25 protein-coding genes and 2 tRNA genes are annotated in these 26,284 nt (G+C 41.1%); 14 read left to right on the top strand and 13 right to left on the bottom strand.

Annotation, left to right across the window (positions count from 1 at the left end; translation table 11 throughout):
- Positions 1-455 precede the first annotated feature (455 nt).
- The 3 genes from pgl to gnd are packed head-to-tail and all read right to left on the bottom strand — an operon-like array spanning position 456 to position 3,270.
- Complete coding sequence (gene pgl, locus V7P40_RS03160; protein ID WP_333784521.1) at positions 456-1,055, bottom strand: 6-phosphogluconolactonase; 600 nt, start codon at positions 1,053-1,055, stop codon at positions 456-458.
- Positions 1,056-2,378 carry a glucose-6-phosphate dehydrogenase gene (locus V7P40_RS03155; RefSeq protein ID WP_333784520.1) on the bottom strand — a complete coding sequence of 441 codons (1,323 nt, stop codon included), beginning with the start codon at positions 2,376-2,378 and terminating at the stop codon, positions 1,056-1,058.
- Positions 2,371-3,270, bottom strand: coding sequence for a phosphogluconate dehydrogenase (NAD(+)-dependent, decarboxylating) (gene gnd / locus V7P40_RS03150; RefSeq protein ID WP_333784519.1), 900 nt, complete (start codon positions 3,268-3,270; stop codon positions 2,371-2,373). The genes V7P40_RS03155 and gnd overlap by 8 nt, the downstream gene beginning before the upstream one ends.
- A 203-nt stretch (positions 3,271-3,473) precedes the next feature.
- Here gnd and V7P40_RS03145 point away from each other — a divergent pair.
- A tRNA-Ser gene (locus V7P40_RS03145) sits at positions 3,474-3,563 on the top strand.
- A gap of 1 nt (position 3,564) precedes the next feature.
- On the opposite strand, the gene V7P40_RS03140 is transcribed toward V7P40_RS03145, so the two are convergent.
- Positions 3,565-3,852, bottom strand: a complete 288-nt coding sequence (locus V7P40_RS03140; RefSeq protein ID WP_333784518.1) for a 2Fe-2S iron-sulfur cluster-binding protein — start codon at positions 3,850-3,852, stop codon at positions 3,565-3,567.
- A gap of 83 nt (positions 3,853-3,935) precedes the next feature.
- On the opposite strand from V7P40_RS03140, the gene V7P40_RS03135 reads away from it, so the two are divergent.
- Together V7P40_RS03135 and V7P40_RS03130 are read left to right on the top strand one after the other, a co-directional pair.
- Positions 3,936-4,493 (top strand): nitroreductase family protein, encoded by a 558-nt coding sequence (locus tag V7P40_RS03135; protein ID WP_333784517.1) that lies wholly within the window; start codon positions 3,936-3,938, stop codon positions 4,491-4,493.
- A gap of 10 nt (positions 4,494-4,503) precedes the next feature.
- Positions 4,504-5,061, top strand: a complete 558-nt coding sequence (locus V7P40_RS03130) for a flavodoxin family protein (protein ID WP_333784516.1) — start codon at positions 4,504-4,506, stop codon at positions 5,059-5,061.
- Here V7P40_RS03130 and V7P40_RS03125 read toward each other — a convergent pair.
- Genes V7P40_RS03125 through V7P40_RS03105 form a run of 5 tightly spaced genes read right to left on the bottom strand, consistent with a single transcriptional unit; the run spans position 5,051 to position 10,014 of the window.
- A complete protein-coding gene (locus tag V7P40_RS03125; protein WP_333784515.1) occupies positions 5,051-5,338 on the bottom strand; it encodes a DUF2103 domain-containing protein in 288 nt (95 codons plus the stop codon). The genes V7P40_RS03130 and V7P40_RS03125 overlap by 11 nt on opposite strands.
- Positions 5,339-5,344: 6 nt before the next feature.
- Entirely contained in the window at positions 5,345-5,569 is a 225-nt protein-coding gene (locus V7P40_RS03120) for a hypothetical protein (protein ID WP_333784514.1), read from the bottom strand.
- Positions 5,566-8,157, bottom strand: coding sequence for an alanine--tRNA ligase (gene alaS, locus V7P40_RS03115; protein ID WP_333784513.1), 2,592 nt, complete (start codon positions 8,155-8,157; stop codon positions 5,566-5,568). Before alaS ends, V7P40_RS03120 begins: the two co-directional genes overlap by 4 nt.
- Positions 8,158-8,168: 11 nt before the next feature.
- Complete coding sequence (locus V7P40_RS03110) at positions 8,169-8,963, bottom strand: YhjD/YihY/BrkB family envelope integrity protein (protein WP_333784512.1); 795 nt, start codon at positions 8,961-8,963, stop codon at positions 8,169-8,171.
- Complete coding sequence (locus V7P40_RS03105; RefSeq protein ID WP_333784511.1) at positions 8,926-10,014, bottom strand: KamA family radical SAM protein; 1,089 nt, start codon at positions 10,012-10,014, stop codon at positions 8,926-8,928. Before V7P40_RS03105 ends, V7P40_RS03110 begins: the two co-directional genes overlap by 38 nt.
- Before the next feature lie 130 nt (positions 10,015-10,144).
- Between V7P40_RS03105 and V7P40_RS03100 the strand changes: the two genes are divergently transcribed.
- The 7 genes from V7P40_RS03100 to V7P40_RS03070 are packed head-to-tail and all read left to right on the top strand — an operon-like array spanning position 10,145 to position 18,237.
- Positions 10,145-10,936: an inositol monophosphatase family protein gene (locus V7P40_RS03100; protein WP_333784510.1), complete on the top strand. Its 792-nt coding sequence runs from the start codon at positions 10,145-10,147 to the stop codon at positions 10,934-10,936.
- Between the two features lie 3 nt (positions 10,937-10,939).
- Entirely contained in the window at positions 10,940-11,821 is an 882-nt protein-coding gene (locus tag V7P40_RS03095) for a universal stress protein (RefSeq protein WP_333784509.1), read from the top strand.
- Complete coding sequence (locus V7P40_RS03090) at positions 11,818-13,455, top strand: tetratricopeptide repeat protein (protein ID WP_333784508.1); 1,638 nt, start codon at positions 11,818-11,820, stop codon at positions 13,453-13,455. The genes V7P40_RS03095 and V7P40_RS03090 overlap by 4 nt, the downstream gene beginning before the upstream one ends.
- The gene (locus tag V7P40_RS03085) at positions 13,455-14,303 is read left to right on the top strand and encodes an LptF/LptG family permease (protein ID WP_333784507.1); all 849 of its coding nucleotides are present in this window, start codon (positions 13,455-13,457) and stop codon (positions 14,301-14,303) included. The genes V7P40_RS03090 and V7P40_RS03085 overlap by 1 nt, the downstream gene beginning before the upstream one ends.
- A 50-nt stretch (positions 14,304-14,353) precedes the next feature.
- Complete coding sequence (locus V7P40_RS03080; RefSeq protein WP_333784506.1) at positions 14,354-15,220, top strand: hypothetical protein; 867 nt, start codon at positions 14,354-14,356, stop codon at positions 15,218-15,220.
- Positions 15,213-16,334: an HD domain-containing protein gene (locus V7P40_RS03075; RefSeq protein WP_333784505.1), complete on the top strand. Its 1,122-nt coding sequence runs from the start codon at positions 15,213-15,215 to the stop codon at positions 16,332-16,334. The genes V7P40_RS03080 and V7P40_RS03075 overlap by 8 nt, the downstream gene beginning before the upstream one ends.
- A complete protein-coding gene (locus tag V7P40_RS03070) occupies positions 16,303-18,237 on the top strand; it encodes a DUF3488 and transglutaminase-like domain-containing protein (RefSeq protein ID WP_333784504.1) in 1,935 nt (644 codons plus the stop codon). The genes V7P40_RS03075 and V7P40_RS03070 overlap by 32 nt, the downstream gene beginning before the upstream one ends.
- On the opposite strand, the gene queF is transcribed toward V7P40_RS03070, so the two are convergent.
- Entirely contained in the window at positions 18,209-18,586 is a 378-nt protein-coding gene (gene queF, locus V7P40_RS03065) for a preQ(1) synthase (protein ID WP_333784503.1), read from the bottom strand. The two genes, V7P40_RS03070 and queF, sit on opposite strands and share 29 nt — an antisense overlap.
- A 186-nt stretch (positions 18,587-18,772) precedes the next feature.
- On the opposite strand from queF, the gene V7P40_RS03060 reads away from it, so the two are divergent.
- From V7P40_RS03060 to V7P40_RS03050, 3 genes are all read left to right on the top strand, one after another.
- A tRNA-Ser gene (locus V7P40_RS03060) sits at positions 18,773-18,865 on the top strand.
- A 7-nt stretch (positions 18,866-18,872) separates the two neighbouring features.
- Entirely contained in the window at positions 18,873-19,991 is a 1,119-nt protein-coding gene (gene carA, locus V7P40_RS03055) for a glutamine-hydrolyzing carbamoyl-phosphate synthase small subunit (RefSeq protein ID WP_333784502.1), read from the top strand.
- Positions 19,973-21,688: a penicillin-binding protein 2 gene (locus V7P40_RS03050; RefSeq protein ID WP_333784501.1), complete on the top strand. Its 1,716-nt coding sequence runs from the start codon at positions 19,973-19,975 to the stop codon at positions 21,686-21,688. The genes carA and V7P40_RS03050 overlap by 19 nt, the downstream gene beginning before the upstream one ends.
- Here the strand turns inward: V7P40_RS03050 and bioD are convergent.
- Together bioD and sppA are read right to left on the bottom strand one after the other, a co-directional pair.
- Entirely contained in the window at positions 21,635-22,288 is a 654-nt protein-coding gene (gene bioD, locus V7P40_RS03045) for a dethiobiotin synthase (protein WP_333784500.1), read from the bottom strand. The genes V7P40_RS03050 and bioD overlap by 54 nt on opposite strands.
- Positions 22,285-23,127: a signal peptide peptidase SppA gene (gene sppA, locus V7P40_RS03040; RefSeq protein WP_333784499.1), complete on the bottom strand. Its 843-nt coding sequence runs from the start codon at positions 23,125-23,127 to the stop codon at positions 22,285-22,287. The genes bioD and sppA overlap by 4 nt, the downstream gene beginning before the upstream one ends.
- A gap of 24 nt (positions 23,128-23,151) precedes the next feature.
- Here sppA and uvrC point away from each other — a divergent pair, with 24 nt between their 5' ends.
- Complete coding sequence (gene uvrC / locus V7P40_RS03035) at positions 23,152-24,828, top strand: excinuclease ABC subunit UvrC (protein WP_333784498.1); 1,677 nt, start codon at positions 23,152-23,154, stop codon at positions 24,826-24,828.
- On the opposite strand, the gene thiC is transcribed toward uvrC, so the two are convergent.
- Complete coding sequence (gene thiC / locus V7P40_RS03030; protein WP_333784497.1) at positions 24,825-26,192, bottom strand: phosphomethylpyrimidine synthase ThiC; 1,368 nt, start codon at positions 26,190-26,192, stop codon at positions 24,825-24,827. The genes uvrC and thiC overlap by 4 nt on opposite strands.
- Positions 26,193-26,284: the final 92 nt, after the last annotated feature.

Below are 26,284 nucleotides of genomic sequence, written 5' to 3'. Positions count from 1 at the left end.
CAGGCTTAGCAAAGCTCAACTTCTAACTTTCAACTCCACACGGTTCATTAGGAACCTCAAATCCTTACATCAATCAAAATAAGACATATCAACAATTTTGTCAAGGGGGTACCCCTCGCAAATGAAGGTATTTTTCCGGAAATTGGCGGTCGTGCAAAGTTGAGTGTGTTATTGTCAAATTTAAATCCTTGTCTCCCAACGCTTTGAGCAACTGTGCATAATTATGACTTTATGCAATTACATAATTATGACTTTATGTTTTTGCATAAAAGCATAAACTTAAAAACTTTGAGACTCAATAAAAAGAAAGCGGTGTTGTGAAGTAGAGGAATACCTCCCCTAAGGAAGACGCACCCTATTCAGTTGTCAATTTGACATGGGCCCCTTTTGGACCCACAGACAACTAATAGTATTATAACGCAAGCAAGGTACAGCGCGTCCTGTCTGAAAAACTTTTATGGCTCAAAGATTACAAAGGTTTTTTTCCTACCTTTTACTTTGCTTGCTGGTATGTCATCCCCTCTCAAAAGCTTTTGGTAAGCTTGTATCTTTGTTGGACCTTTTAAAGCAAAGATCACCACGCAGGAAAGGTTTAAGTATTCGTAGCTCAGAGAAACTCTTTTTGTTCCATCGGGCGCTGAAGAAATGCATACCTTTTCTGTAATTTTCTTACAATCTACTTTTGGAAACAAAGAGGCAGTATGTCCGTCTTCTCCAACTCCCAAAAGGGCTACGTCCAAACTTTCTGGCAAAAGCTCTGAATACTCTAAGCAAGCCCTATCTATTGGAAGGCTTGTATCCACCGGATAGAGCTTAGCCTTTTCTCCCAAGTTTTCTTTTATGTTTTTGTAGTTGCTTTTGTCAGAGTCCAGTGGAACAAACCTTTCGTCCGTCAGAAAAAAAGATAACTTTTCCCAAGGCAAGTTTTGGTTTGAAAGAAGCTTGTAAAATTCCATAGGTGTTTTACCCCCTGCCAGTGCAACGCTTATGCGGTCCTTTCTTCTGAGAAAAACATTAGAAAGCCTAAGGAATAGCCGAAGTAATCTTTTCTCCATCTACAAAATCCAGCTTCTGTTGTCCTTTTCCATAAGTTTTATAGCACCTTCGGGGATAGTATCTTCTTTATAGACCTCCACCTCCTCTTCTAAAAGCAAAGGTTCCACTTTCTCCCACATTACCTCTATCTCGTCCGCCCTTATGAAAAGGCTTTGGTCCGAATCTAATATGTCTTCAAGTAAGGTCTCGTAAGCCTCTGGTAAGGGTTGTCCTAAGGATTCTTCCAGGTTGTATTCCATAATGGTTTCTATTGGACACGCTATAAACCTACCCGTAGGTGGTCTCAGTTCAAAGGCTATGCTCAGGCTGTTCTTTGGTGCTACCTGAAAGGTTATGCGATTTTGCTTTGGCATGCAGTCCAGCAGGGAAATAAAACTTTTTGGAATTTCTTTAAACACCACTGTAATTTGAGTTAGCTTTTTACCAAGCTTTTTTCCGGTCATAAAATAAAAAGGCACGCCCTGCCACCTTAGGTTTTCAACGTAAGCCTTTACTGCCACGAAAGTCTCCGTGCGGGAGCTTTCCTTGGGATATCCTTCGTACTGTCCTTTGACAAACTCAGAGATGTTTAAACTTCTCAAAACTTTAACCTTTTCGTCCCTTATAAACTGGGGAGCCATAAGACAGGGAGGTTCCATCGCAGTAAAGGCAAGCATTTGCAAAATGTGGTTTTGCAACATATCCCTTACCGCTCCCACTTTGTCGTAGAAGTCTATTCTGTTTTCCACACCCACATCCTCTATTGCCACTATCTGCACATGGTCAATAAAGTTTTTGTTCCATACCCCCTCAAATATGGTGTTAGAAAACCTAAGGGAGAAGATGTTCTGAACAGTGTCCTTTCCCAAAAAGTGGTCTATTCTGTATATTTCCTCTTCTATGAAGTATCTGTAAAGAAGGTTGTTTAACTTTTGGGCAGAGCTTAGATCAAAACCAAAGGGCTTTTCTACCACCAGCTTTCTAGGATTGGAAAAGTTTCTTAGCAGTCTTCCAAGGTTTATTATGGTTTGTTCGTAGAGAAAGGGTGAAAGGGACAAATAAAATATTAACTCGTATCCCCTAAGCCCCTCCAAAACCTGACCCAATCTTAAGTAATCTTCCCACTTTAAGACATCAAAGGGAATGAAGTTGCAAAGAGTTCTAAAGTCTGGGTCTAAGCTACAGGCTATAGTTTCCCACTCCTCATTTTTGGAACGCGCCAACGAATAAACTACCTTTAAGTCCTCTCTGTTTTTTCTGATTTTTGCAAGTGCGGGCAGAAGTTTTTTCTTTGCCAGGTCCCCAGTGCCACCTAAGATGAATATTGCCTTAGGTCTATTCATCCTTCTTTATGCTGTGTCTTCCAAACTGATATCTTAAAACAGCCAAAAGTCTGTCCCTAAAGGAGTTTTCTTGTCTGGACCTGAAGCGCATGAAAAGTGAAAGGGCTATAGCTGGCACGGGCACTCCAAAATCCACCGCCTCTAAGGTGGTCCATCTACCTTCCCCCGTATCTTCCACATAGGGCTTTATGTTTTCAAGCTCCCCAAATTCTTCAAAGGACTTTTGGACAAGTTCCATAAGCCAAGATCTTATCACGCTTCCTGTGTTGTAAATTCTTGCCACTTCCTTTAAATCGTAGTTAAAACCACTCTCTTTTAGCAACTCAAACCCTTCCCCTATAGCCTCCATTATGGCATATTCTATGCCGTTATGAACCATCTTGGCAAAGTGTCCCGCTCCAGAAGGACCAAGGTAGGCATAACCTTTTCCTTCGTAAGAAAGGTCTTTTATTATAGGCTCTACAAAATCAAAAGCCTCTTTGTCCCCTCCCACCATAAGACAGTATCCCAGCTCCTCTCCATACACTCCCCCGCTTACTCCCACGTCCAAAAAGTAAATCCCTCTACTTTTTAGCTCTTCATACCTTTTTTGTGAATCTCTGTAGTAAGAGTTTCCACCGTCTATTAGAATGTCTTCTCTGCCAAGGTATGGCACGATTTCCTTTATTACTTCATCTACCACACTATGAGGAACCATAAGCCAAACCACCTTTCTTCCCTCAAAGAACTCTTTCACGTAGGACAAACTATCAAAAACTGAGAAATACCCACTTGCCTCTTCCCTACTCTTCTGATTTACATCAAAGCCACCGACCTTGTGTCCGAACCTAACAAGCCTCCTCCCTATCCCATGTCCCATCCTACCAAGACCTACTATGAAGATTTTTCCCATAACACCAAAGATTTTATCAAAACGTGAGCTTTGTCATCTTTTTTCTATGGTTTCCAATGTGATAATGAACGCATTGCACGAAGATGAGCTGGAGCTTATAAACGAGCTTCATCAAGCTTGCCAAGAGGGAAACGCAATGAGAAAGGAGGAATTGGTTCCTTTGCTTTACACTTGGGAGATTGAGGTTATAATTATTTTTGTTAGGAGAGGTGGCCGAGTGGCCGAAGGCGGCTCCTTGCTAAGGAGTTGTAGGGTTAATAGCCCTACCGCGGGTTCGAATCCCGCCCTCTCCGTTTAATCAGTTTCCAATTCTATCTCGCAGTCGTCCTTTTCTATGATCAGCTGACAGGTTAGCCTTCTGGTTTCTTCGTATTCCCCAATACGCCAAAGGGTTTCCTCTTCTGCCTCCGATGGCTCTGCCAGGCAGTCTAAACCTTTTTTTACCGTACACACACACACGCCACACTGACCGTCAGTGCATCCAAACTCTACACCCGCTTTTTCTATCTCGTGATGCAGTTCTCCAAACCTAACTCCGGGTGGAATCTCAAACACTTTCTTGTTAATCTTTACTTTAGCCATGGTGATTATTTTAAGCTTTATTTAAAAATACCAAAATGAGTTTAATCATCGGTTGGTTATAATTAAAGCTTGGAGGAGAGGCTATGAAAGATTGTTTGAAGTTAATAGAGATCTTAGAAGTTTCCACCACCGCACCCTCTGGATACAATCTTCAACCCTGGCAGGTAGTTGTGGTTATAGATAAAGAAAAAAAGAAAAAGCTTAAAGAGATATGCTACAACCAGCAAAAAGTAGAAGACGCAAGTGCCAATGTGGTCATAATAGCCAACACAAGAGCGGGTTTTGATAACGTGGATAGGGTTTTGGACAGTTGGATAGAGCTCGGATACATTCAGGCTTCTGCAAAGGAGCAGTTAAAAGAGACCATACATATAGGGTGGAGCGATCCCCAGAGGGCAAAGAAAAAAGCGGTAAGGGATGCTGCTCTTTTTGCTATGAATCTTATGATAACTGCGAGGGCGTATGGGTTGGAAACCCATCCTATGGAAGGATACAACGAGGTTAAACTAAGAGAATTTCTGGAACTCAAAGAACACCAAGAGCCCATCATGATAATAGCCATTGGCTACAAAGATCCAAACAAGACACTGCTACCCCGTGCGTACAGGTTTAAGTTTGAAGAATTTGGAAAAGTAGTATAGGAGGAGAGCTATGGGGAGAGTGTTAGTAATATACGATTCAAGAACTGGAAACACAGAAAAGATGGCCTTTCTTGTAGCAGAAGGTGCAAAAAGGGTGGAGGGAACGGAGGTAAGAGTTAAAAAGGTAGATGATGCCACAAAAGAAGACGTGCTTTGGGCTGATGGACTTGCGGTTGGTTCTCCTACAAACATGGGAGTTATCTCTTGGAAACTAAAAAGGTTCTTTGACGATGTTTTGGGAGAGCTCTGGGGAGAGATAGACGGCAAAATTGCCTGCGCCTTTTCCTCTGCCGGTGGCTGGGGCGGTGGAAATGAAATAGCCTGTATGTCCATACTTACAGTGCTTATGAACTTTGGCTTTTTAGTCTTTGGAGTAACTGATTATGTTGGTAAAAAATTTACCCTTCACTACGGAGCGGTGGTGGCTGGTGAGCCAAGAACAGAAGAAGAGCAAGAAGCCTGCAGAAGACTTGGAGAACGGCTTGCCCAGTATGTAGCTATATTTTTTGACGGGAAAAAGGAGCTTTTGGACTACGTAAGAACCTTTGAAGGAAAGTTTAAAGATTGAAAACTTCTCTAAGTTCTTCTAAACATTTTTGTTTGTCCGAGCAAACTAAGAAAACCTCTTGCACGGAAGTGCCGTTTTTGTATAGAAGTTTATAACCAACCGGGGTTTCGTATTTCAAAAAGAGACCCTTTGAGCCTCTTCCTTTGTTCTGTCTTGATATCCTGCCAGGGATTATGGACTGAACTGATGCTAAATCAGATAATCTCTGCACATATTCCTCTAAACCTTCTAAAAGATGATGTTCTAACTTTACTTTACCTTTTCTATGCTTGGGCATAGTAAATTAACCTTCAATCAGACTTCTTGCATCTACGATCTTACTGTTTGGGACAACAAGGTCTGCGCCGTTTTCCTTTGCCTTTTGGATTAGGTCCGTTCTTTTGTGACCACAGTAAGCTATAACTTTGCTCCCTCCTTTCTCCTCTCCTACTCTAACATCCAATCCTGCTAAGGAGTTCTTTATCTTGCTGGCTAAAAGCAAATTCTTTTCCATAATAAGGATCTTCATTCCAACTTCTCCTTCAGGAGTTTTACCGCCTTTTCAAAGTTTTCCGGCTTTGTGCCACCGCCCTGAGCTATGTCTTCCCTTCCTCCTCCGCCACCACCAAGCAGACTTCCCACTTCCTTTACAAGCTCCTTTGCGGAAAGCTTACCGACCATATCTTTGGATAAAGCTAAAACGGTAGATAGCTTTCCTTCCTTCCTACTTGCCAAAAAGACAATAACTCTTTGCCTGTTTTGTCTTAGCTGGTCCGAAAGCTCTCTCAAAAATTCCCCATCCACCTCATCCAATAGACCGTAAAAGAGAGTGTATGAACCAATGCTCTCTTCTTTTATTCTGTCCCTTGCCTGCGTCCTTGCTAATTCGGACTTTAACCTCTGAATTTCTCTTTCCAAGTCCTTTATCTTTTCCTTTATCCTCTCTACCGCATCTCCCACGTCTTCCTTTGCCACACCCAAACTTATAGCGATCTGTCCAAGCATCTGGGAGTCTCTGAAAGACTCCTCCACAGCCCATCTGCCAGTTTTTGCTAAAATACGCCTCAAACCAGCACCTATGGAAGACTCCGAAACTATCTTGAAGTATCCTATCTCTCCAGTTCTCGAGACATGGGTTCCACCGCACAGCTCTTTGGAAAAGTCTCCCACGCTCAGCACTCTAACCCTATCGCCATACTTCTCCTCAAAAATAGCTATAGCACCTTCCTTTATAGCTTCTCTGTAGTCCTTCTCTTCCGTCATCACAGGCTCGTCTTTTCTTATCTGCTCATTTACCAGCTCCTCTACCTTCTTTATCTCTTCCAGAGTGAGCGGTTGAAAGTGAGTAAAGTCAAAGCGTAGATACTTGTCTGCTACCAAAGAACCTGCCTGTCTTACATGGTCTCCCAAAACTAACCTAAGGGCTGCGTGTAGCAGATGGGTGGCAGTGTGATTTCTCTTTATGTCTTCCCTCCTTTCGTTCTCCACTATTGCAACCACCTGGTCTCCTACCGCCAACCTCCCCTTTACCAACTTACCAATGTGAGTTATCACACCTTCTACGGGAGATTGGGTGTCTTCCACCACAAAAACACCCTCGGTGCTCTCTATGGTCCCCGTATCTCCTACCTGTCCTCCCCTTTCTGCATAAAAAGGTGTGATGTCTATAAACACCTCCCCACTTTCCCCTTCCTTTAGTTCGGATACAAGCTCCCCGTCCTTCACTATGGCTATTATCCTTGACTGGCTCGTTGTGGTTTCGTAGCCCACAAAGGTGGAAACCCTTCCTATGTTCTTTAGATGCTGGTATATAGGTTTTACTTCCTTGGTTTCTATCTTAAAGCTTTGCCTTGCCCTTTCTCTTTGAACTGTCATTTCCTGCTCAAAACCTTCCATATCAAGGCTAAGGTTGTTTTCTTTTGCTATTTCCTCCAACAGGTCCAAGGGAAAGCCGTAGGTATCGTAAAGTTTAAATACCTCTTCACCTTTCAAAAAGCTTCTGCCCTCTTCCAAAGCTCTGCTTACAAACTCTTCTACCAACGGCATGGCGTTTTTGAAGGTGTTTATGAATCTCTCCTCTTCTGCCTTTATTACTCCTTTGACAAAGTTTTTAGTTTGAACAAGCTCGGGATAGGCTGACTTCATAACATCTACCACCACATCCACTCCCTTGTGTAGGAAAGGCTCCAGTATGCCCAGCTTGTAGCCGAACCTTAGAGCTCGCCTTAGGATCCTCCTTAAGACGTATCCTCTGCCGGTGTTGGACGGAAAAACTCCATCAGATATGGCAAAGGTTAAGGCTCTAAGGTGGTCCGCTATTACCCTTAAGGCTACCGTATGCTCATAATTCTCTCCGTAAGCTTTCCCGCTTATTTCCTCCCCAAAGCTTACTATTGGTCTTATAAGGTCTATTTCAAAGTTTGTTTTTGTGTTTTGCAGGACGCTTGCGATCCTCTCAAGACCCATACCTGTGTCTATGCTTGGATTGGGAAGTGGAGTTAGATTGCCCTTTTGGTCCCTGTTGTATTGCATAAAAACAAGGTTCCAAACCTCCAAAAACCTTTCTTCTCCTGCTTCTTCTCCTCTATCCACGTATATTTCTGAAGAAGGACCACAAGGTCCTGTATCTCCCATCTGCCAGAAGTTGTCCTCTTCTCCGAGCCTCCAAATCCTATCCGTAGATAGTCCTACCTCTTCGTTCCATATTCTGTAAGCCTCTTCGTCTTCTCTATACACGCTTACATATATTCTCTCTTTTGGAATTTTTAGCCACTCAGTAACAAACTCCCAAGCAAAGAGTATGGCTTCCCTTTTGAAGTAATCACCAAAGGAGAAGTTACCAAGCATTTCAAAAAAGGTGTGATGCCTTGAGGTGTATCCTACACTTTCCAAGTCGTTGTGCTTTCCAGAAACCCTAAGGCACTTCTGACAGGACACAGCCCTTGAATAGGGCCTTTTTTCCAACCCAAGGAATACATTTTTAAAGGGAACCATGCCCGCATTAGTAAAAAGCAAGGTTGGGTCCGACTCTGGTATTAACGAAGCACTTTTTACCCTCGTATGCCCCTTACCTTCAAAAAATGTTAGAAAAAGTTCTCTTATCTCATGCCCACTCATTCTTAGTTATTTTAATTTAATCGCTTGGCATACAAAACAGCACCCAAAAGAAAAGAAAATACCAACTCCAACCATATCAAAAAAAGCAAAAGAGAACCTAACAAACCATAGAGTGGGTTTAAACTAACAAGCTTCACAAAAAACTTAGAAAAAAAGAAGTTTATGATGTTTAGAGCTAAAAGAAAATAGACAGAAGCTTCCAATATGTAAAGTGGTTTTATTAGATCTTTTAAAAAGAACCAGTATAGAAAATATACAATCGGCAAAAAGATAACTATTTTCACGATAAACAGCAAAACACTTAACCACTCAGGCAGAAAGGCTTGTATAAAGGACAAAAAGGCTGAACCAACAAGTATGCTAATGGAAAAAAACAGCAGATAGATGGGTATAAACACCCACAGAAACACTTCTCTGAGTTTGATCTGCGTCTCTACTATGTCAGACAAAAGCTTGGCAAACATCTTAGCATAGCTAACTACAAAAAAGTAAGAAATTAACACCGATAATATGGTTCCCAAGTTTCTATGCTTATAAATGCTCTGAAGCTTTTCAAAGATTGAACTTGCATACTTTGGCAGAATCTGGTTAATGAGTTCAAAAACTCTATCAGGATTAAGAAAAGGTAAAAAGGAAGACAGAAAACCTAAAAGCACAATAAGAGAACTAAACACCATCAAAAACCTGTACGTCATAGCAGAAGAGTAATGCCCCAAGTTTCCTGTAATTATCTCCTTAAGAGAGAAGATCAGTGCAAAAGCTCTTTTTCTAAAATTCGCAAATGTCGTATTCCACCTTCTGTCCATCCCAGCTTAAAAAGGTATGCTTTGTTCCATCGCTGTCTATCAGGTATTTGGGCAGTAAAGGCACTTTCCCCTTCCCACCTGGTAGATCCACCGCATAAGTGGGTATGGCGTAGCCAGATATTCTGCCTCTTAAATATTGCATAATTTCCAAGCCCTTTTCCAAGGTTGTTCTAAAGTGGATAGCACCCTTAATTGGATCACAGTGAAAAAGATACTGGGGTTTGACCTTTATTTTTATTAACTTTCTCATAAGCTCAAGCATAGTCTCTGGATTGTCATTAACTCCCTTTAGTAGGACTGTCTGATTGAGAACTGGTATGCCCCTTCTTAAAAGGTTTTCCACCGCTTCTTGAGCCTCTGGAGTTATTTCCTTTGGATGGTTAAAGTGGGTGCTTATCCATATAGGAGAGTATTTTTCCAACACATCTAAAACCTTAGGATCAAAGAATCTCTGGGGTGCAAGGACTGGCAACCTGGTTCCTATGCGTATGATCTCCACGTGGGGTATTTTTCTGATCTCAGAAAGTATAAGTTCTAACTTTTTAATGCTAAGGCTAAGGGGGTCTCCGCCCGAAAGCAATACTTCTCTCACCTCAGGATGGGCTTTTATGTAATCCAGCATTAACTTTAGCTCTTCGTTGGTTATAGCCCTTTCACCTTGAGCAAATATCCTCTTTCTCATGCAGTGTCTGCAATAGACCGCACAGAAGGTTGTAACTTGCAAAAGGACCCTGTCCGGGTATCTGTGGGTAAGACCTGGAATGTCTCCTTGCTCCTTTAAAGCGTCCGGTTCTCCAAAACTCTGAATGTGCTCATCTACTTCCAATGCCCTTGGTATGGCTTGTAGCCTTATAGGATCTTCCGAGTCCTCTGGGTCTATCAAGGACAGATAGTAGGGGGTTATGGCAAAGGGGTATATGCCATTAGTTTTTTCTATCCCTTCCAGCTCTTGGGGCGTTAGCTTTATATACCTTTCAATTGCCTCTTTAGTTTTTATTCTGTTTTGGATCTGCCAGTTATAATCTCTCCAAAGCTCCTTTGGGATCTTCATAAAAAATTCCATGCTTTTCGCTTGTCTATTCTGCTCAGCTATTTAATTTTAAAGCTAAGTGGTATTTTAGACAGCTCCTTTTTTCCTTGACAGATCCTATTTTGAAGTGATAAACTGAATTTAAATATCCATGAAAGAGTCGCACGTTGAACACTTCCTCCGGGTAGCAAAGGAGGCTTGTATCATAGGTGGTTTTGTAATAAAAGAATACTTTGGCAAACTTTTGTCTGATCATATTTACTTCAAAGGAGAGAAGGATTTAGTAAGTCAGGCGGACAGAGAATCGGAGGACAGAATAAGGGACTACATCCTTAAACACTTTCCAGACCACTCGGTTGTTGGGGAAGAAAATGGGGGAGATGCAAAGGGAAATGAAGTATGGTTCGTAGATCCGTTGGATGGGACAAAGAACTTTGTGTCTGGTTTTCCAATATTTGGCGTTTCTGTGGGATTGGTGGTGGAAGACAGACCCATCGTGGGTGCAGTTTACTTGCCCTACTTTAACAACTTATACTATGCGGCAGAAGGTTTGGGGGCGTACAAGGATGGTAAAAGAATTTCCGTCAGCACAAGGGATGTATTAAAAAGAATGTCCGTTTCCTATGGCTTTCCTTCCAGAGCAAAGCGAGAGCTAAACTTGTACTGGGAGATTATTAGAGAGGTATTTGATAAAGTGGGTTCAATGAGAAGACCTGGGGCAGCAGCTGTGGATCTTTGCTTTTTGGCGGAGGGTATATTCGATGGGTTGATTGAGTTTGAACTCAACCCTTGGGATGTGGTAGCTGGAATGGTTATAGCTAAAGAAGCAGGAGGAATGGTAAAACTAACCAAGGGATTAACCAATGGGACTGACGTAATAGCAGGTTCTTCTTACATCTTCCCTTACCTTGAGGAAGTGGTAAAATTGAAGTTAGGGGTTTAGATAATGAAATTTTTAGTGCCCGTGGACTTTACAGATATCACCAATCCCCTTTTAAGGGTAGCCAAAAAGCTCGCCCTTATGCGTTCTGCTCAAATTTTACTTTTGCATGCAGTCTCACCGGTAATTTATCTTCTTTACCCTGAGAGTTTTGGTATTAGCCCTATTGACCTATCCAAGTTGTCTGAGTTAGAAAGTAGGAATATCCAGATAGCTAAGCAAAGACTTGACGCCCTTCGTGATTTTTTAAATCCTGTGGAAGTTGATACCCTAGTGGATGTAGGAGATCCTGCAGAGGTCATCCTCAGCAAAGAAAAACTTGCAGACCTTATAATCTTAGGAAGTCACAGTAGAGGGTTGATTGAAAAAATACTCATAGGTTCCACTTCAGAGAAAGTGGTCAGTTACTCCCACAAGCCTGTATTGGTTCTAAAGGGGCAAGAAGTAGAAAGCTTTAAAAATGTCTGCGTAGCGCATGATCTTTCAAGGTATGCCCAAGAAGCCTTTGAGTTTTTCTTGGATCTTATACCAGCAGAAGATGGCTCACGGCTAACCATATTGCATGTGGAAGAAACTGTGGAAATACCGATGGTAGATGTATTAACTGAAAAGATAACCCAAAGGATAGAGGAAGAAAAGGTAAAATACTTTAACTCTCTTTTAGAAAAAGCACAGAATAGTGGCTGGACCGCAGAGCTGGTCATAGAAAAATACAGTAGCGTATCAGATGGGATTGCCCAGTTTCTAAAACAGAAAAAATATGACCTTTTGGTCATGGGAAGCAGAGGTCTTTCTGGTTTTAAGCGAGTAATCCTTGGAAGCACTTCTTCCGAGGTGGTTAAAAAAGTAGAAATCCCCGTTCTCATACATAAGGGCTTCTATCTATGAAAATCCTGGTTTTTTTTCTTCTGTCTGTTGGTTTTGTGTTTGCATACAACCAGTATAGAGACTACCTTTTCTGCAGGTATTTTCAAGACACAAATCCTTCAGAAGCCCTAAGGTTCTGCGTCAGAGCTTTGCAGAGAGAGCCTACCCCAAGTTTATACGTAGATACTATCAGACTTTCTGTGATTCAGAAAAAATTCCAAGAAGCCCTTTCCCTTGCATTGAAGTTCAAAAAGGAGTTTCCTCAGGATCAGGAACCCTATTTGGTGCTTCACAGCGTGTATACCCTCAAGGGAGAAACACAAAAAGCCTTAGAAGCTTTAGAAGAGGGATACAAAGTAAGACCCGATTCCAAGCAGATAATGGCATTCTTAGCGGAAGACTACATAAAGATGAACAGACTACAAGATGCCAAAAATGTATTGGAAAATTTAGCAAAGGTGGCAATAGACAATCCTTACCCTTATTACATGCTGGCTCGTATATACCTTACAGAAGGTCTAAAGGACAAAGCCATAGAGTATTTGGATAAAACCTTGCAAATAAATAAAACCTTTGAAGCGGGTTTTGTTACTTTGGGAAGTATATACGAAACGGAAAAAGAATTTTCAAAGGCAGAAAGCCTGTATAAAGATGTCCTGAAGGAAGACCCAAGGAACAAGGTAGCCCTTGAAAGGCTTGCAAATCTTTATCTCATCACCGGAAGAGTTGAGGACGCAAAGGAAGTCTATAGGAGGCTGATAGAATATTACCAAGATGTTGGCTACAAAACCCAATATATTTTCTTACTTCTGCGAGCGTCGGAGTTTCAAGAGGCGGAAAAGTTGGCTGCAGAGCTCCACTTGGAAAACCCAAAGGACCTTAATGTAGCCTTCGTTTACGGTATAACCTTAGAATCAAACAAAAAGAAGCGAGAGGCGATAGAAGTATATAAAAAACTCCTTGAAGAAAACCCAGATAACGTGAAAATTATGGAAAGATTGGCCGCCCTTTATATAGACGAGAGGGAATACGATAAAGCAAGGGATTTACTCAAAAGAGCTTTAGACATAACGCCTGATAGCTACGAAATCAACCTTTTAATGGCAAGCCTTCTAAGTGAAGAGGAAAAGGCAGAGGAGAGTTTAAACTTTGTGGACAGATCAATAAATTTAGACCCTAAGGACTACAGAGGCTACTTTTTAAAGGCAATAGTTTTGGATAAACTCGGGAGGATAGTAGATGCAGAGAATAACTTAAAAAAAGCCATAGAGTTAAGACCGGAGGATCCAGACCTTTACAATCACCTTGGATATTCTTTACTGCTTTGGTATGAGGGTGCAAGAGTGGAGGAAGCTGAAAAGCTCATACTAAAAGCCTTAGAAAAAGACAGTGAAAATCCAGCTTACATAGACAGCTACGCATGGGTTCTTTACTATAAAGGGGAATATCTTAAAGCCTACGAGCTTTTACTTAAAGCCCTTGAAAAGGAAAAAGAAGACCCAGTAATTTGGGAACACCTTGGTGATGTGCTTCAGAAGTTGGGCAGGAAAAGTGAGGCGTTAGAATCTTACAGAAAGTCTTGGGAGATGTTGGAAAAAGGTAAAAGGGGAGAACCAGGACAGAGAGAGCGATTGGAAAAAAAACTTAGACAGTAATGCTTTACAGGTTCTTAGCTTGGAGAATTACAAAAGTAGCATTTACAGTAAGTTTAATCCTATCGGCGTTATTTTTGTTAGTTCAATTCATTCAATTAGATCAAGTACTTTTAAAATCCCCAGCAAAAGAATCAGTTTTGTTCCTGTCTGTTTGGTTGTTGTACTTTTTTTCTTACTTTCTCCCATCTTCCATGGTAGTTGCCTTCGGCTGGGTGTTTTTTGACCTCAAAGAGAGCAAAAAACTGAATGTAATAACATCTTTTGGAAAGAGTTCTACAAGTATTTTTTATAAAGTTCTTCTACTCTGTGCCCCTTTGTTTTTCTCGGTTGCTATCGTAGGATTTTTTATAAAACAGGAGGACATATTCTATCTAAGAAAGTTGTTTATATACAAATACCACACAGAAATCATCAAAGGCATTCCAGAAAAGGGATTTTATACCATAGGCAAAATTAACATACGGGTAGAAAAAAAGAATGCCAACGTTTTTAATGATGTTTTCTTAAAGGTGGAGGACAATCTTATAAGTGCAAAAGAGGCAATTTTTCGTGATGGGGAGCTTATCTTAAGGAATGGCTCTCTTGTGTTGAAAAAAGACGATAGATATTACTTGACCAAATTCCAAAGCTATAAACTTAGTTTTTTAAACATACTTCTTTTAGAAGAGAGGAGGAAAGACCGCTTCCTTTTGCCTGTGTTCAACATCACACTGGGTCTAATTTTTACTTTTGTAGTTTTTTACACTGTCCTAAAGTACATTGGGAAACATACAAAGTTGTATTACACTTTGGGGCTTTTGATGACTATCTACCATTTGGTGTTAATTCTCTTGAGGGCTAAATTTTAGGCGACATGCTGTCGTTGCTAAAAGAAAGGAGAGGAATTAAAATTTTAATCGTGCTGAAACTTAGAGAAAGGGATAGATTACAAAGTTTATTTTTGGAAGTATTGGAAGATCAAAACAAAAGGGAGCTTCTTCTGTATTCATTGTGTTATATACAATTAGTCAAAAAAGAAGGGAGTTTTTCTATCAGTCTGGATGAATTTCTAAGATGTGCTTATAGGAGTTTTAGGTCCAGCAGGAATCAATGGAAGGACGTGCTTGTGGAGCTAAACTTGCTAAAAATAACTGACATATACGGATCCGTTTATTCCGGGAAGGATATATACAAAATTGAAGAGAACTCTCTTCTGTTTATAAGCTTAGACACTGCCTATTTGGAAGACTTTCATCTCATCTCCACCAGACTTGTTAAATATTGGGGTATAGTCCACAAGCTGGAATATGGTAAGCTTTGGAATGCTCAGGACGCAGTTAGCTTAGGTGTTTATATCTTTAACGAAGAACTGTACGAAGAGTACATGGATTATGCTGAAATTCAAAAGGAAAGATTCAAGAGGGAGAGTGCGTTCTTTGAAGTGCTCGAAGAAATCATCATGGGTTTAACTGCGAAGAGGGAAGAAAGCTTACTCCATTGGTTAGAAGCTATGGAGCGTGTAAAAAAACTACCTGAGGTATACTACGGCATTAATGTAGAAAAGCTTAAAAAGGACATTGAAAACAACTGGAAAAGGGCGCAGAAGGGAAAAAGGACAGAAAGGATAAAGGTAGAGTTTATAAAACAATCAAAGAAGGATAACTTTTGGCGACGTTTGAAAGATACTTTTCAAAGAATATACAATCGCTTTGTGTATGAAAGACCTTGGAACATTCACGTAAAGAATACAAGACCCGAACCCACAAAAGAGTGCGTGAATGTTTAAAGAAGTATCGGATCCAATCTACGAATTCATAAGGGTTTATCCCGATGAATTGGAAATCCTGGATACCTTTACTTTTCAAAGGTTGAGGCACATAAAACAGCTGGGTATTACGCACATGGTATTTCCCTCTGCCCAACATACAAGGTTTGAGCATTCCTTAGGTGTGATGAATTTAGCAGAGAGTATATACGGATCGCTTGGCTATAAGGATAGAAAACTTTTGAAGGTTGTAAGGTTGGCTGCTCTATTGCATGATGTGGGACATCCACCCTTTTCCCACACTACAGAAGTGCTTTTGGGGGACAAAAGCCACGAGGTAGTGGGAAAGGAGCTTATTCTATCGGGAGAGCTAAACGAAAAGTTGAAAAAGATTGGTTTTTCTCAAGAAGATATAGAGCTTCTTGTTAGACTTGCCTTTAAGGAACCAAAGAATGAAGAGGAAAAAGTCCTATCCCACATCATAACTGGGGAGTTAGGAGCGGATAGGATGGATTATCTCAGAAGGGATGCCTATTTTTGCGGCACATCTTACGGTTTTTTTGATTACGGTAGAATACTTAGCCATTTAAGGGTAATAAACGGTAAAAAGTGTGCAGATAAGAGCGCCATAAGAGCTTTGGAGAGCTTTTTCTTGGGAAGGTTTTTTATGTACACGCAGGTGTACTTTCATAAGGTTGTTCGCATTCTAAACATACACTTGCTGGAGCTAATAAAGGATTACATGGAAAGAGAATTTTTTTCTAAGGAAGAATTCCACCATCTAACGGATGCACACCTAATAGGATGGGCTTTAAAAGAAAAGAATAACCCTTTGGTTAGAAGACTCTTTTTAAGAGAACACTTCAGAGAAGTCTTTAGCACGGACGATCTGAACGAGTATGTGCAGGTTGTGGAGTTTTTGAAAGAAAAGCTGGATGAGAGTATGTTAAGGTTTGATAAGGCAGAAAAGAACGTAATGGACGAAGGATTTTACATTAGCTACGATGGGGCTTTGAAAGAGCTAAGAGAAGTATCCCAACTTATAAGAAGCCTGAAAAACATAAGGATATACAGGATATATGTAGAAGCAAGCTTGAAGAATCATGCTATACAGTATCTTAAAAAGGCTTCTTGAAAGCCCAAAGGGAGCCACGCTGCTTTGGATATACCTGTCCGCTGGCGTGGGTGTGTTTTCTCTAAATGGAGTAGCGCACATCTTCTATATTTCCCTTTGTATCCTCTTTATCCTCCTTGGCTCTATTATGGACTACAAAAACTTTTATCCTATAAAGCGCATGTTTTTAAACTTACTGGGAATAACAATCACCATTTACTTTGCATCTCAGCTAAGCCTTGAAAATCTCGCTGAGCCACTTTCCAATCTACTTATCATGCTCATCGGGATCAAATTTCTTGAAGAAAAAAAGCCAAGGGACATATATCAGATTTTGATACTCAGCTTACTTTCTCTTTCCTTAGCAACTCTTTACAACCTTTCAATCAGCTTTTTGATACTGCTTATGCTCTATAGCTTTTTAGGTATAACCTCCCTCGTGTTTACAAATGCATACAAACAGAACCAGAAAAATTACCAACCTTTGGAGATTTTTGGGTATTATTTAGCAGCTTCTGTTTTTCTCTTTTTGGCAGTTCCACTTCTCTCCGTGCCGTTTTTCGTTTTTCTTCCAAGAACCCAATTTCCTATTTTTGATGTATTCGGTAGAAAAGATGGGCTAAAGACTGGTATAGCAAGCGAGGTGTCACTGGGAAAGGTAGGTGAGATACAGCAGGACAACACGGTGGCTTTTAGGGTGTTTGGTCTGCCGAAGAGTATAAGGGAACCATACTGGAGGGTCCAGGTGTTTGACACGTACGAAAACAACAGATGGATTAGCACGCTTAAGGAGAGTTTTTCTCCTTTGAAGGGTATGGGAGAAGTTAGTTATACGATTATTCTTGAACCCCACTATGAAGATTACCTACCCTTGCTGGATTTTCCTTATAGTATAAGCTCTTTGGAAGGTATAAAAGGACAGGTTTTTGTCGGTCCTGGTGGAACTTTTAAAGTATCTACTAACGTAAACAAGGTCATAAGGTATGTTGCAAGTTCTGTCTCTGAACCTGTTTCAAGCTATGAAACGCTTGCTAGCGCATATACTTATGTACCCAAGCAAATACCAGAAAGCATAAGAAAGCTGGCAAGCAGTTTAACCTCAGGGGTGGTGGATGAAGAGGAGAAAGTTAGAAGGGTTTTAAAACACTTCGCCGAAGGAGGATACAGCTATACACTAAAGTTAGAGAAATACGAAGGAGACCCGTTGGAGTACTTTCTCTTCGTGTCCAAAAAGGGCAACTGTGAATATTACGCAAGTGCCACCGCTCTTTTGCTTAGACTAATGGGCATACCAGCAAGGGTAGTAGGAGGTTTTAAAGGAGCTTTGTGGAATGACTATGGAAAATACTATATTGTAACAAACTCCATGGCTCACGTGTGGGTAGAGGCATATCTGAAAGACAGATGGGTTAGAATAGACACCACTCCAAGCTACCAATCTCCAGCGGTTAAGCGTATATCTAGCTTTTCGTTGCTAAAGGACGCTATTGTTTCTTTTTGGTACACCAACGTAATCGGTTTTTCTGTGGAGAAGCAAATAAGCGTGTTTAAAGCCTTTGGTAAGGGAGCCAAATGGAGCGTAAAGAGGGAGAATCTAACGCTGATATTTAAGTACATTCTTCTGGCTTTTCTGTTGGCTACGCCCTTTTACCTGATTTTCTTGTATTACACGCAGTTTAGAAAAACGCCAGAGAATCTTTATAAAAGGCTTACGCAAGTCTTAGGATCAAAGGAAGAACCAGAACGACTACTGGAGAAGTTCAAGAGTAAGAGTTTCTACCATCACTTGGAATACATAGTTAGGCTTTACCAAAGGCACAGGTATTCCAATTATAAAGTATACGCTGACGAGATAAAAAGGGGCTACAGAGCCTTAGAGGAAATAAAAAGGCTTCTCAATAATTCTGATCGCTCCTTATCCTGATTACAGTATGCACGTTTCCTCTTGGGTTAAAGTCTCCTATCACTTCCAAAAATTTGGGTTTTAGCTTTTCTTCTAAAGCCTGGTATATTTCGTTGGTAGCTTGTTCGTGGGATATGTATCTGTTTCTGAATTTGTTAAGCCAGAGCTTTAAAGATTTTAGCTCGATTATGTACTGGTCTGGTATGTACCTTATTTTTATAGTGGCGTAATCTGGGTAGCCAGACCTTGGACACAGGCAAGAAAACTCCGGAAAGGTGATTTCTATAAGATAGTCTCTTTCTTTTGAAGGATTTTCCCATGGTTCTAACTGGGCCTGTTCTATCGCTATCTCTCCGTACTTTTTCTCCATTATGAAAAATTATAAATTAGACCTTTGACGCTTGAAAGTAGAGATAAGGTCCTTTACATTGTCAATCTGCTTCCTTTGTATGGGAGTTTCTGTTTTTCAGCAGTTTATAAGCGGACCTTTAACGTCTAAATTCGTACTCAAATTACAAACTTGTGCTTCCGAAATTGCTTATAATTAATACTTTAAGGAGAGGTGACCGAGTGGCCGAAGGTGCAGCACTGGAAATGCTGTGTACGGGTAATCCCCGTACCGCGGGTTCGAATCCCGCCCTCTCCGCCAAAGCATTATGAAAAGGGCAATCTTAGCACTTGAGGATGGAACCTACTTTGTAGGATACTCCTTTGGAGCTGAGGGGGAAACCATAGGGGAGGTCGTGTTTAATACATCCATGACTGGTTATCAGGAAATAATTACAGATCCCTCCTATAAAGGCCAGATTGTAATTCTAACATACACCCAGATAGGAAACTACGGTATAAACCCTCAGGATGTGGAATCTGAGAGGGTTCAGGTGAATGGGCTTGTGATAAAAGAGCTTTCTGGGATGTACAGCAACTGGAGGGCTGTAAAGGGGCTTGACGAGTATCTTAAAGAAAACGGAGCTATCGGTATATGGGGTATAGACACCAGGGCTTTGGTGAAGAAGATAAGGGAAAGGGGTGCAATGAAGGGGGTTATATCAACAGTAGACTTGGAGCCAAAAAGTTTAGTTCAAAAAGCAAGAAATTATGCAGACATATCCGAGCTGGACCTTGTGAAAGAGGTGGCGACTAAAGAAGTATATTATTGGAAAGAAGGGGATTGGGACCTATTTAAGGGATATCTTAGCTTTGATAGAGAAAAACCAACAATAGCCGTTGTAGATTTTGGTGTCAAAAGGAATATCCTTAGAAGGCTCGTGCAAGAAGGTGCACGCGTTGTAGTAATACCGCCGGAGAATGCGCAGAAAACCATAGAAGAACTTCAGCCCGATGCCATATTTTTATCCAATGGGCCAGGAGATCCACAGAGGGTAGTGGAGGGGATAAGACTCGTAAGGGCTTACATGGAAGAGTTGCCTATAATGGGTATATGTCTTGGACACCAGATAATAGGGCTGGCGCTTGGGGGAAAAACTTACAAACTAAAGTTTGGTCATCACGGCGGAAACCATCCAGTAAAAGACTTACGGACAGGCAGGATACACATAACGGCTCAAAACCACAACTTTGCTGTAGATCCAGATACATTAAAAGAAGTCCAGATAACTCATATAAACCTTTTGGATCAGACTTTGGAAGGTTTCAAACACGAAAGCTTACCCATATACTGCGTTCAGTTTCATCCTGAAGCCTCGCCTGGACCTCACGACGGTTTTGGTATTTTTAAAGAGTTCATCCAGCTTTCATGCTCTCACCAAAAGTAAGTTTAAAGAATACAAAGATATACGTTGTAATCTTTTTCGTATCTGTAGCGTTCTTGGTAATAATCTTTAGGCTTGCTTACATCCAACTATACGGAAGAACCAGCTACATAGAGAAGATTGCGGAAAAATTCCCAAAGGTAACCGTAGAAAGGGTGCCGGTATACAGAGGGGCTATAAAAGATAGAAATGGTATAGAGTTAGCCATAAGTCTGCCCACTATTTCAATTTTTGCCTTTCCCCAATTTGTTAAAAACAAGGAGGAGCTAGCAAGAAGGCTTTCTGCGGTGCTCAATCAAAAAGAGGAAGAAATACTAAAAAAACTCAACTCTGATAAGAAATTTGTATGGCTGGCAAAACAGGTTGAGAAAGACCACATAAACTACATAAAGGGTGTTATAAAGGATACTAAAAATCAAAGCGCCGTCGGTTTGCAAGAAGATTACAAAAGGGTTTATCCTCATGGTCATTTAGCCAGTAACCTTATAGGTTTCGTTGGAGCAGAAGGAAAGGGTTTGGAAGGCATAGAGTATATGTTGGATGATAGACTATACTCAAAGGAAGTAAAGAAGGTTTTTCTTTATTCACCAAGGGGTGGCAGGATGGCTTTGAGCCTTGAAGAGGAAAAAATAGACTTTAAAACAAAGGACATCTATCTGACTATAGACTTTGGCATTCAGGTTATTCTTGAGGACATTAAAGAGAAAATAGTGAAGGATTGGAATCCAAGAAGAGTTGCTTTGATTGTTATAGATCTAAATACTGGAGATATACTAGGTATGGCAAACTTTCCTGATTATGATCCAAATAAATTTGGAAATTATCCCCATCAAAACAGACGAAACTACGCCGTTACGGATCTTTTCGAACCTGGTTCTGTTGTAAAGCCCTTTTTCGTTGGAAAAGCTTTAGATAAGGGATACATAAACTTTAACTATGTTGTAGATACAGAAAGAGGAAGGGCAGAATTTTTTGGTAGAGTTATAAGGGATGTCCATCCTTACAGTCTTCTTTCGGTAGATCAAGTGATAATAAAGTCTTCCAATATAGGAACTGCAAAGATAGCAAGGTTTTTATCAAAGAAAGATGTGGAAGAACTTTTTAGAAGTATACACTTTTATTCTTCCTTTGGTGTATTGCCAGGGGAAATTAAGCCAAAGCTTCCAAATCTTAACTATCCTGCCAACATAATATACGCCAGCATTGGACAAGGCTTATCTGTCAATCTTCTTAATCTGTGTGTGGCCTTTGGCGGTCTGGCTACCAATCAGATAGTAAAACCGCGCATAATATACGAACCTAATAGACCAAAGACTGTTCTAGTAGATGGGTTGTTTTCCGAGAAGGTAATAAACTGGCTACGCAAAAACCTTATCAAGGTTGTGGAAGAGGGAACCGCAGTAAGTGCTAAATCAGATTACTTTACCATAGCGGGTAAAACGGGCACAGCTCAGAAGTTTGACACAAAAACAGGTAAATACTCTATGGAAAAGGTTGTTGCTTACTTTGTGGGATATTTTCCGGCTACAGACCCAAAGTTTGTGGCCGGCATAATGGTGGACGAACCAAAGGGACGAGCTTTTGGTGGAGCTGCAGCAGCACCTTACTTTAAAGAACTGGTTGAAAGGGTAGCCTTCTACAAAAGGTTAGAACCCGATAAGACTAACAAGCTCTCTTCTTATGAAGCTATCAAGAACTAAACCCTCTACCTTAGGAACTTTGATAGGTTTTATCCCAGTTAGCTCTTCCACTATAAGCGGGTTAGTTCTTTCAGACACATCCTTTCCTTCAAAACCGTTCATTACAATACCCAAGACGTTTAAGCTTCTGTTGATTGCATAAAAGTAGGTAAGATAAGTATGATTTATCGTGCCAAGCCCCGCACGTGATACGATGATAATATCAAGGCCCCAGTCTTTGGCTAAATCTGCGTAGTTGTAATCTCTTTTTATAGGCACCGCAATACCACCCGCACCCTCCACCACCAGAAAGTCGTACTTTTCTAACAGCGTCAAGTAATGTTCTTTTAGTGCTTCTAAAGCAAAGTCTTTGTGCTCTTCCAAAATGCCAGCGTAGGGGGAAAGGGGTAAAGTGTACCTTACTGGAACGGCTTCTTCCAAGTCTTGTTGAGTAATCTTGCAAAGAAGAGATCCATCGGTGGGCACATCTTTCACATCCGTCTCCACAGGTTTAAGATAGCCGACTTTTATACCCATCTCCTTTAGGGTTAGTACGATGTTGTACGATATAAAAGTCTTTCCTACTCCCGTATCTGTAGCTGTGATCAATACGCTTTTCATTGTAGGATGTAGTAGATCATAAGAGGCGATTGAGATTCAAGTCCTATATTCAGGCGGTTTTCAAGAAGCCTTCTTAATAGACTCTTTGGCTCTTCCACATAAAATACTCTTGGTTTCTCAATCTTTGCCAAAGCCTGAGCCTTTTCTATGGCGTCTTGTAACCCACCTAACCCATCCACCAGCTTTAAACTTACTGCGTCTTCTCCGTTGAACACCCTCCCGTCAGCAACTTCCTTTAGTTTGGAGATATCTACACCCTTCCTATACTTGAGTATAGCCTGTATAAACTGGTCATAGGCTTTGTCTATAAGTTCCTGAATGTACGCTTTTTCTTCCTCCGTCAGCTCTTTGGTTGGTGATAGGGTGTCTTTGAACTTCCCCGTTTTTATGGAAGTAGTCTTTATACCTAACTTACCGAGCAAATCCTTTAAACTGGTGTGCTGAACTATCACACCTATACTTCCTGTTATAGTTCCTGGATTAGCATAGATGTAGTCTCCCACCATAGATATGTAAAAGCATCCAGAGGCACACACGTTACCCATAGAGATTACCACAGGCTTACCACTCTCTTTGAAGCGCTCCAGTGCTCTGTAGATTTCCTGGGAAGCTCCCACTGAACCGCCTGGGCTTTCAGCTCTAATTACCAAAGCTTTTACGCTTTTATCCTTCTTCAAAGCTTCCAGTTTGCGAACTACAGGTTCCCCATTCACGATTATTCCATCTATCCTTAGAACAGCTATTCTATCTCCTACGGGTATGCGAGAAAATAAGTTTGCTAAAAAGCCAAACACTAGGAGTATTATAAGGACAATGAATAGCCTTTTAAGCCACCTCATTCACTATATTATAAATACAGAGCCATGATTGAGCTTATAAAGAATGCACCGCAAACTTGCGGTGTTTATCTATTCAAGAAGGGTAACAAAGTTCTCTACGTGGGAAAGGCTAAAAATATAAAAGAAAGGCTCTTACAACATTACAGGCAAGCTCAGGAGAACCTAAAGGAAAGGTCTATAGTCAGCAACTCTAACCAAATAGACTGGATAATAACGAAGAATGAATACGAAGCTTTGGTTTTGGAAGTGGATCTAATTCAGCTTCATAAGCCTAAGTACAATGTGCTTCACAAACACGGTGGGGGTTATCCCCTGATAGTTATCACAGAAGACCAATTTCCAACGGTAAAGGTAGTTAGGGGTTTTCAACGTCAAGGAAAGGGCTTTGGTCCCTTTTTTACTGCTAAAAAAGCTTACAAGGTAAAAAAGCTAATCCATAAACTCTTTAAGCTTCGCACCTGTGATCCTATGCCTGTAAGGAAAGAACCATGCATGGATTACCATTTGGGGCTCTGCAGCGGACCCTGTGCTGGTTTGATAAAGGAGAAAGACTACATGCTTTCTGTTAAATCTGCCCAGTCATTGCTCTCAGGACAGGTTTCGGAGATCCTTCCGGAGCTTTACCAAAAGTTGGAAGAGTATATGAAGGAGCTTCAATTTGAAAAGTGTGCAGTTTTGAGAGATCAGATAAAGGCTCTTGAAAAACTCTCTTTGGGCCAGAGTGTTAGCGGATTATCCTTTGCCCATGCGGACGTGTTTTACAGAATGGGTAGGATGCTGGGAATATATTTAATAAGGTCTTCTAAGCTTGTAGATAAAGAAACTGTAATATTGGAGTCAGAGGATGAGGTGGAAGAAGTAATAGTGGGTTTTTATTACTCCAATCCTATTCCAGAAACGATCCTTCTGAACTTTGAACTTTCGGAAGAGGTTATAAAGTGGCTTTCACAAAAGGGGAAGTTTAATCTCTCTTTTCACATAGATGAGAACCTTGAAAAGCTTATCAAAGAAAATCTGGGACATGTTGTTCCCTACGAAGTCCTAAGAGAAGAGTTTATTAAGCTTCTAAAGATTAACGCTCCTATCAGAATAGAAGGTTTTGATGTATCTCACTTTTATGGAGAGTACATTGTAGCTTCCTGCGTGGTGTGGGAAGAAGGAGCTATGAACAAAAAAAGATACAGAAGGTATCGTATAAGAACTGTAAACAAGATAGATGATTACGCCGCTTTAGAGGAACTTTTGACCAGAAGGGCAAGAAGGTTAAAGGAAGGGGAAGAACCTATGCCTGATGTATGGTTAATAGACGGGGGTTTAGGACAGCTTACGGTAGGCATAAAAGTAAGAGACAATTACAAGCTTCCCATCAAAGTTTTCTCTTTGGCAAAAGAAAACGAGATCCTATACACGGAGTTTGGGGTTAATATACCCCTTAAGGAGCATCCAATACTTTACAGAGTTTTTGGACAGATCAGGGACGAGGCACATCGCTTTGCCCTCTCTTACAACAAAAAGCTTAGACTAAAGGAAGGCTTAAAGGATGTGCTGGATAGGATAAAGGGCATAGGAGAAGTGAAGAAAAAGATTATCTACAACAACTTTGAAAACTTGTATGAGCTATTAAAGGCAGAGGAGGGGCACCTGAGAAGGCTTGGCATAAACCCCTCCATAAAGCAGGAGATAGAAAAGTACATAAGTTAAGGTGCTATCCAGTTTTCCTGCTGGAGAACCTCTTCCATTTTGTCAGATACGTTTTGGGAAATCTTGTAAGCGCAAAACTCGGGACCACACATAGAGCAGAACTTGGCGGTTTTGTATCCCTCCTGTGGCAGTGTTTCGTCGTGATATGCCCTTGCGGTTTCTGGATCAATGGAAAGCTCAAATTGCCTGTTCCAATCAAAGGCAAAGCGAGCTTTGGACATCTCCAGGTCCCACTTCCTTGCACCGGGAAAGTGTTTTGCCACGTCCGCTGCGTGCGCCGCAATTTTGTAAGCTATAACACCCTGCTTTACGTCTTCTACGTTTGGCAATCCAAGGTGCTCTTTGGGTGTGACGTAGCATAGCATGGCTGCACCGTAGTATCCCGCTAATGCAGCACCTATGGCAGATGCTATGTGGTCGTATCCTGCTGCCACATCAATTACCAACGGGCCAAGCACGTAGAAGGGCGCTTCATGGCATAGCTTTTGTTGTATTTTCATGTTGAACTCTATCTGATCCAAAGGCACATGGCCTGGACCTTCTACCATCACCTGCACGTCGTGCCTCCATGCCCTTTCTGTTAGCTCACCCAAAACTCTGAGTTCTGACAACTGAGCTTCGTCCGACGCATCCGCTATAGCTCCTGGTCTTAGGGCATCTCCCAAAGAGAAGGAAACGTCATACTTTTTGAATATCTCGCAGATCTTATCAAAGTGTTCATAAAGCGGATTTTGCTTTCCGTGTTCTACCATCCACTGAGCCATGATAGCACCACCACGGGAAACTATACCCATTACTCTGTGTTGAACTAAGGGCAAAAACTCCCTCAAGATACCTGCGTGGATGGTCATGTAAGAAACACCCTGCTGAGCCTGTTCCTCTATTACGTCCAGTATAAGATCCACCGTCATGTTTTTGACCTGACCTTTTGCCCTTTTCAAAGCTTCGTATATGGGAACCGTTCCCACTGGCACCGTGCTTTCCCTTATGATGGCTTCCCTCGTTTCCTTTATTGCCTCTCCAGTAGAAAGATCCATCACAGTATCTGCGCCGTACTTTATAGCAACCCTTAGCTTTTCCAGCTCAGTGGGTATGTCCGACGCAAGGCCAGAATTTCCTATGTTGGCATTTACCTTAACTCTTGAGTTTATACCAATGCACATGGGTTCCAAGTGCAGATGATTGATATTGGCAGGAATGATCATCCTACCCCTTGCCACCTCTTGACGAACAAACTCAGGGTGCAAGCCTTCCCTTTTGGCAACATAAACCATCTCTTCGGTTATAATGCCCTGTCTGGCAAGGTGCATTTGACTTTTGTTCTTAAATTTCTTCCTTGCTTCTACCCACTCTGCTCTAAGCATAAGCCACCTCCTTACTGGTAAATTTATGGTTCTATAGAATTTAAAACAAAGCTAAGCCTACTGTATGATAAAAATTAGTTTTTAGCGTGATT

This window comes from Thermocrinis sp., assembly GCF_036781485.1.
Lineage (GTDB): Bacteria > Aquificota > Aquificia > Aquificales > Aquificaceae > Thermocrinis.
Note: the sequence above shows the minus strand (reverse complement) of the source record. Positions and strands in the feature narration are given on the sequence as shown.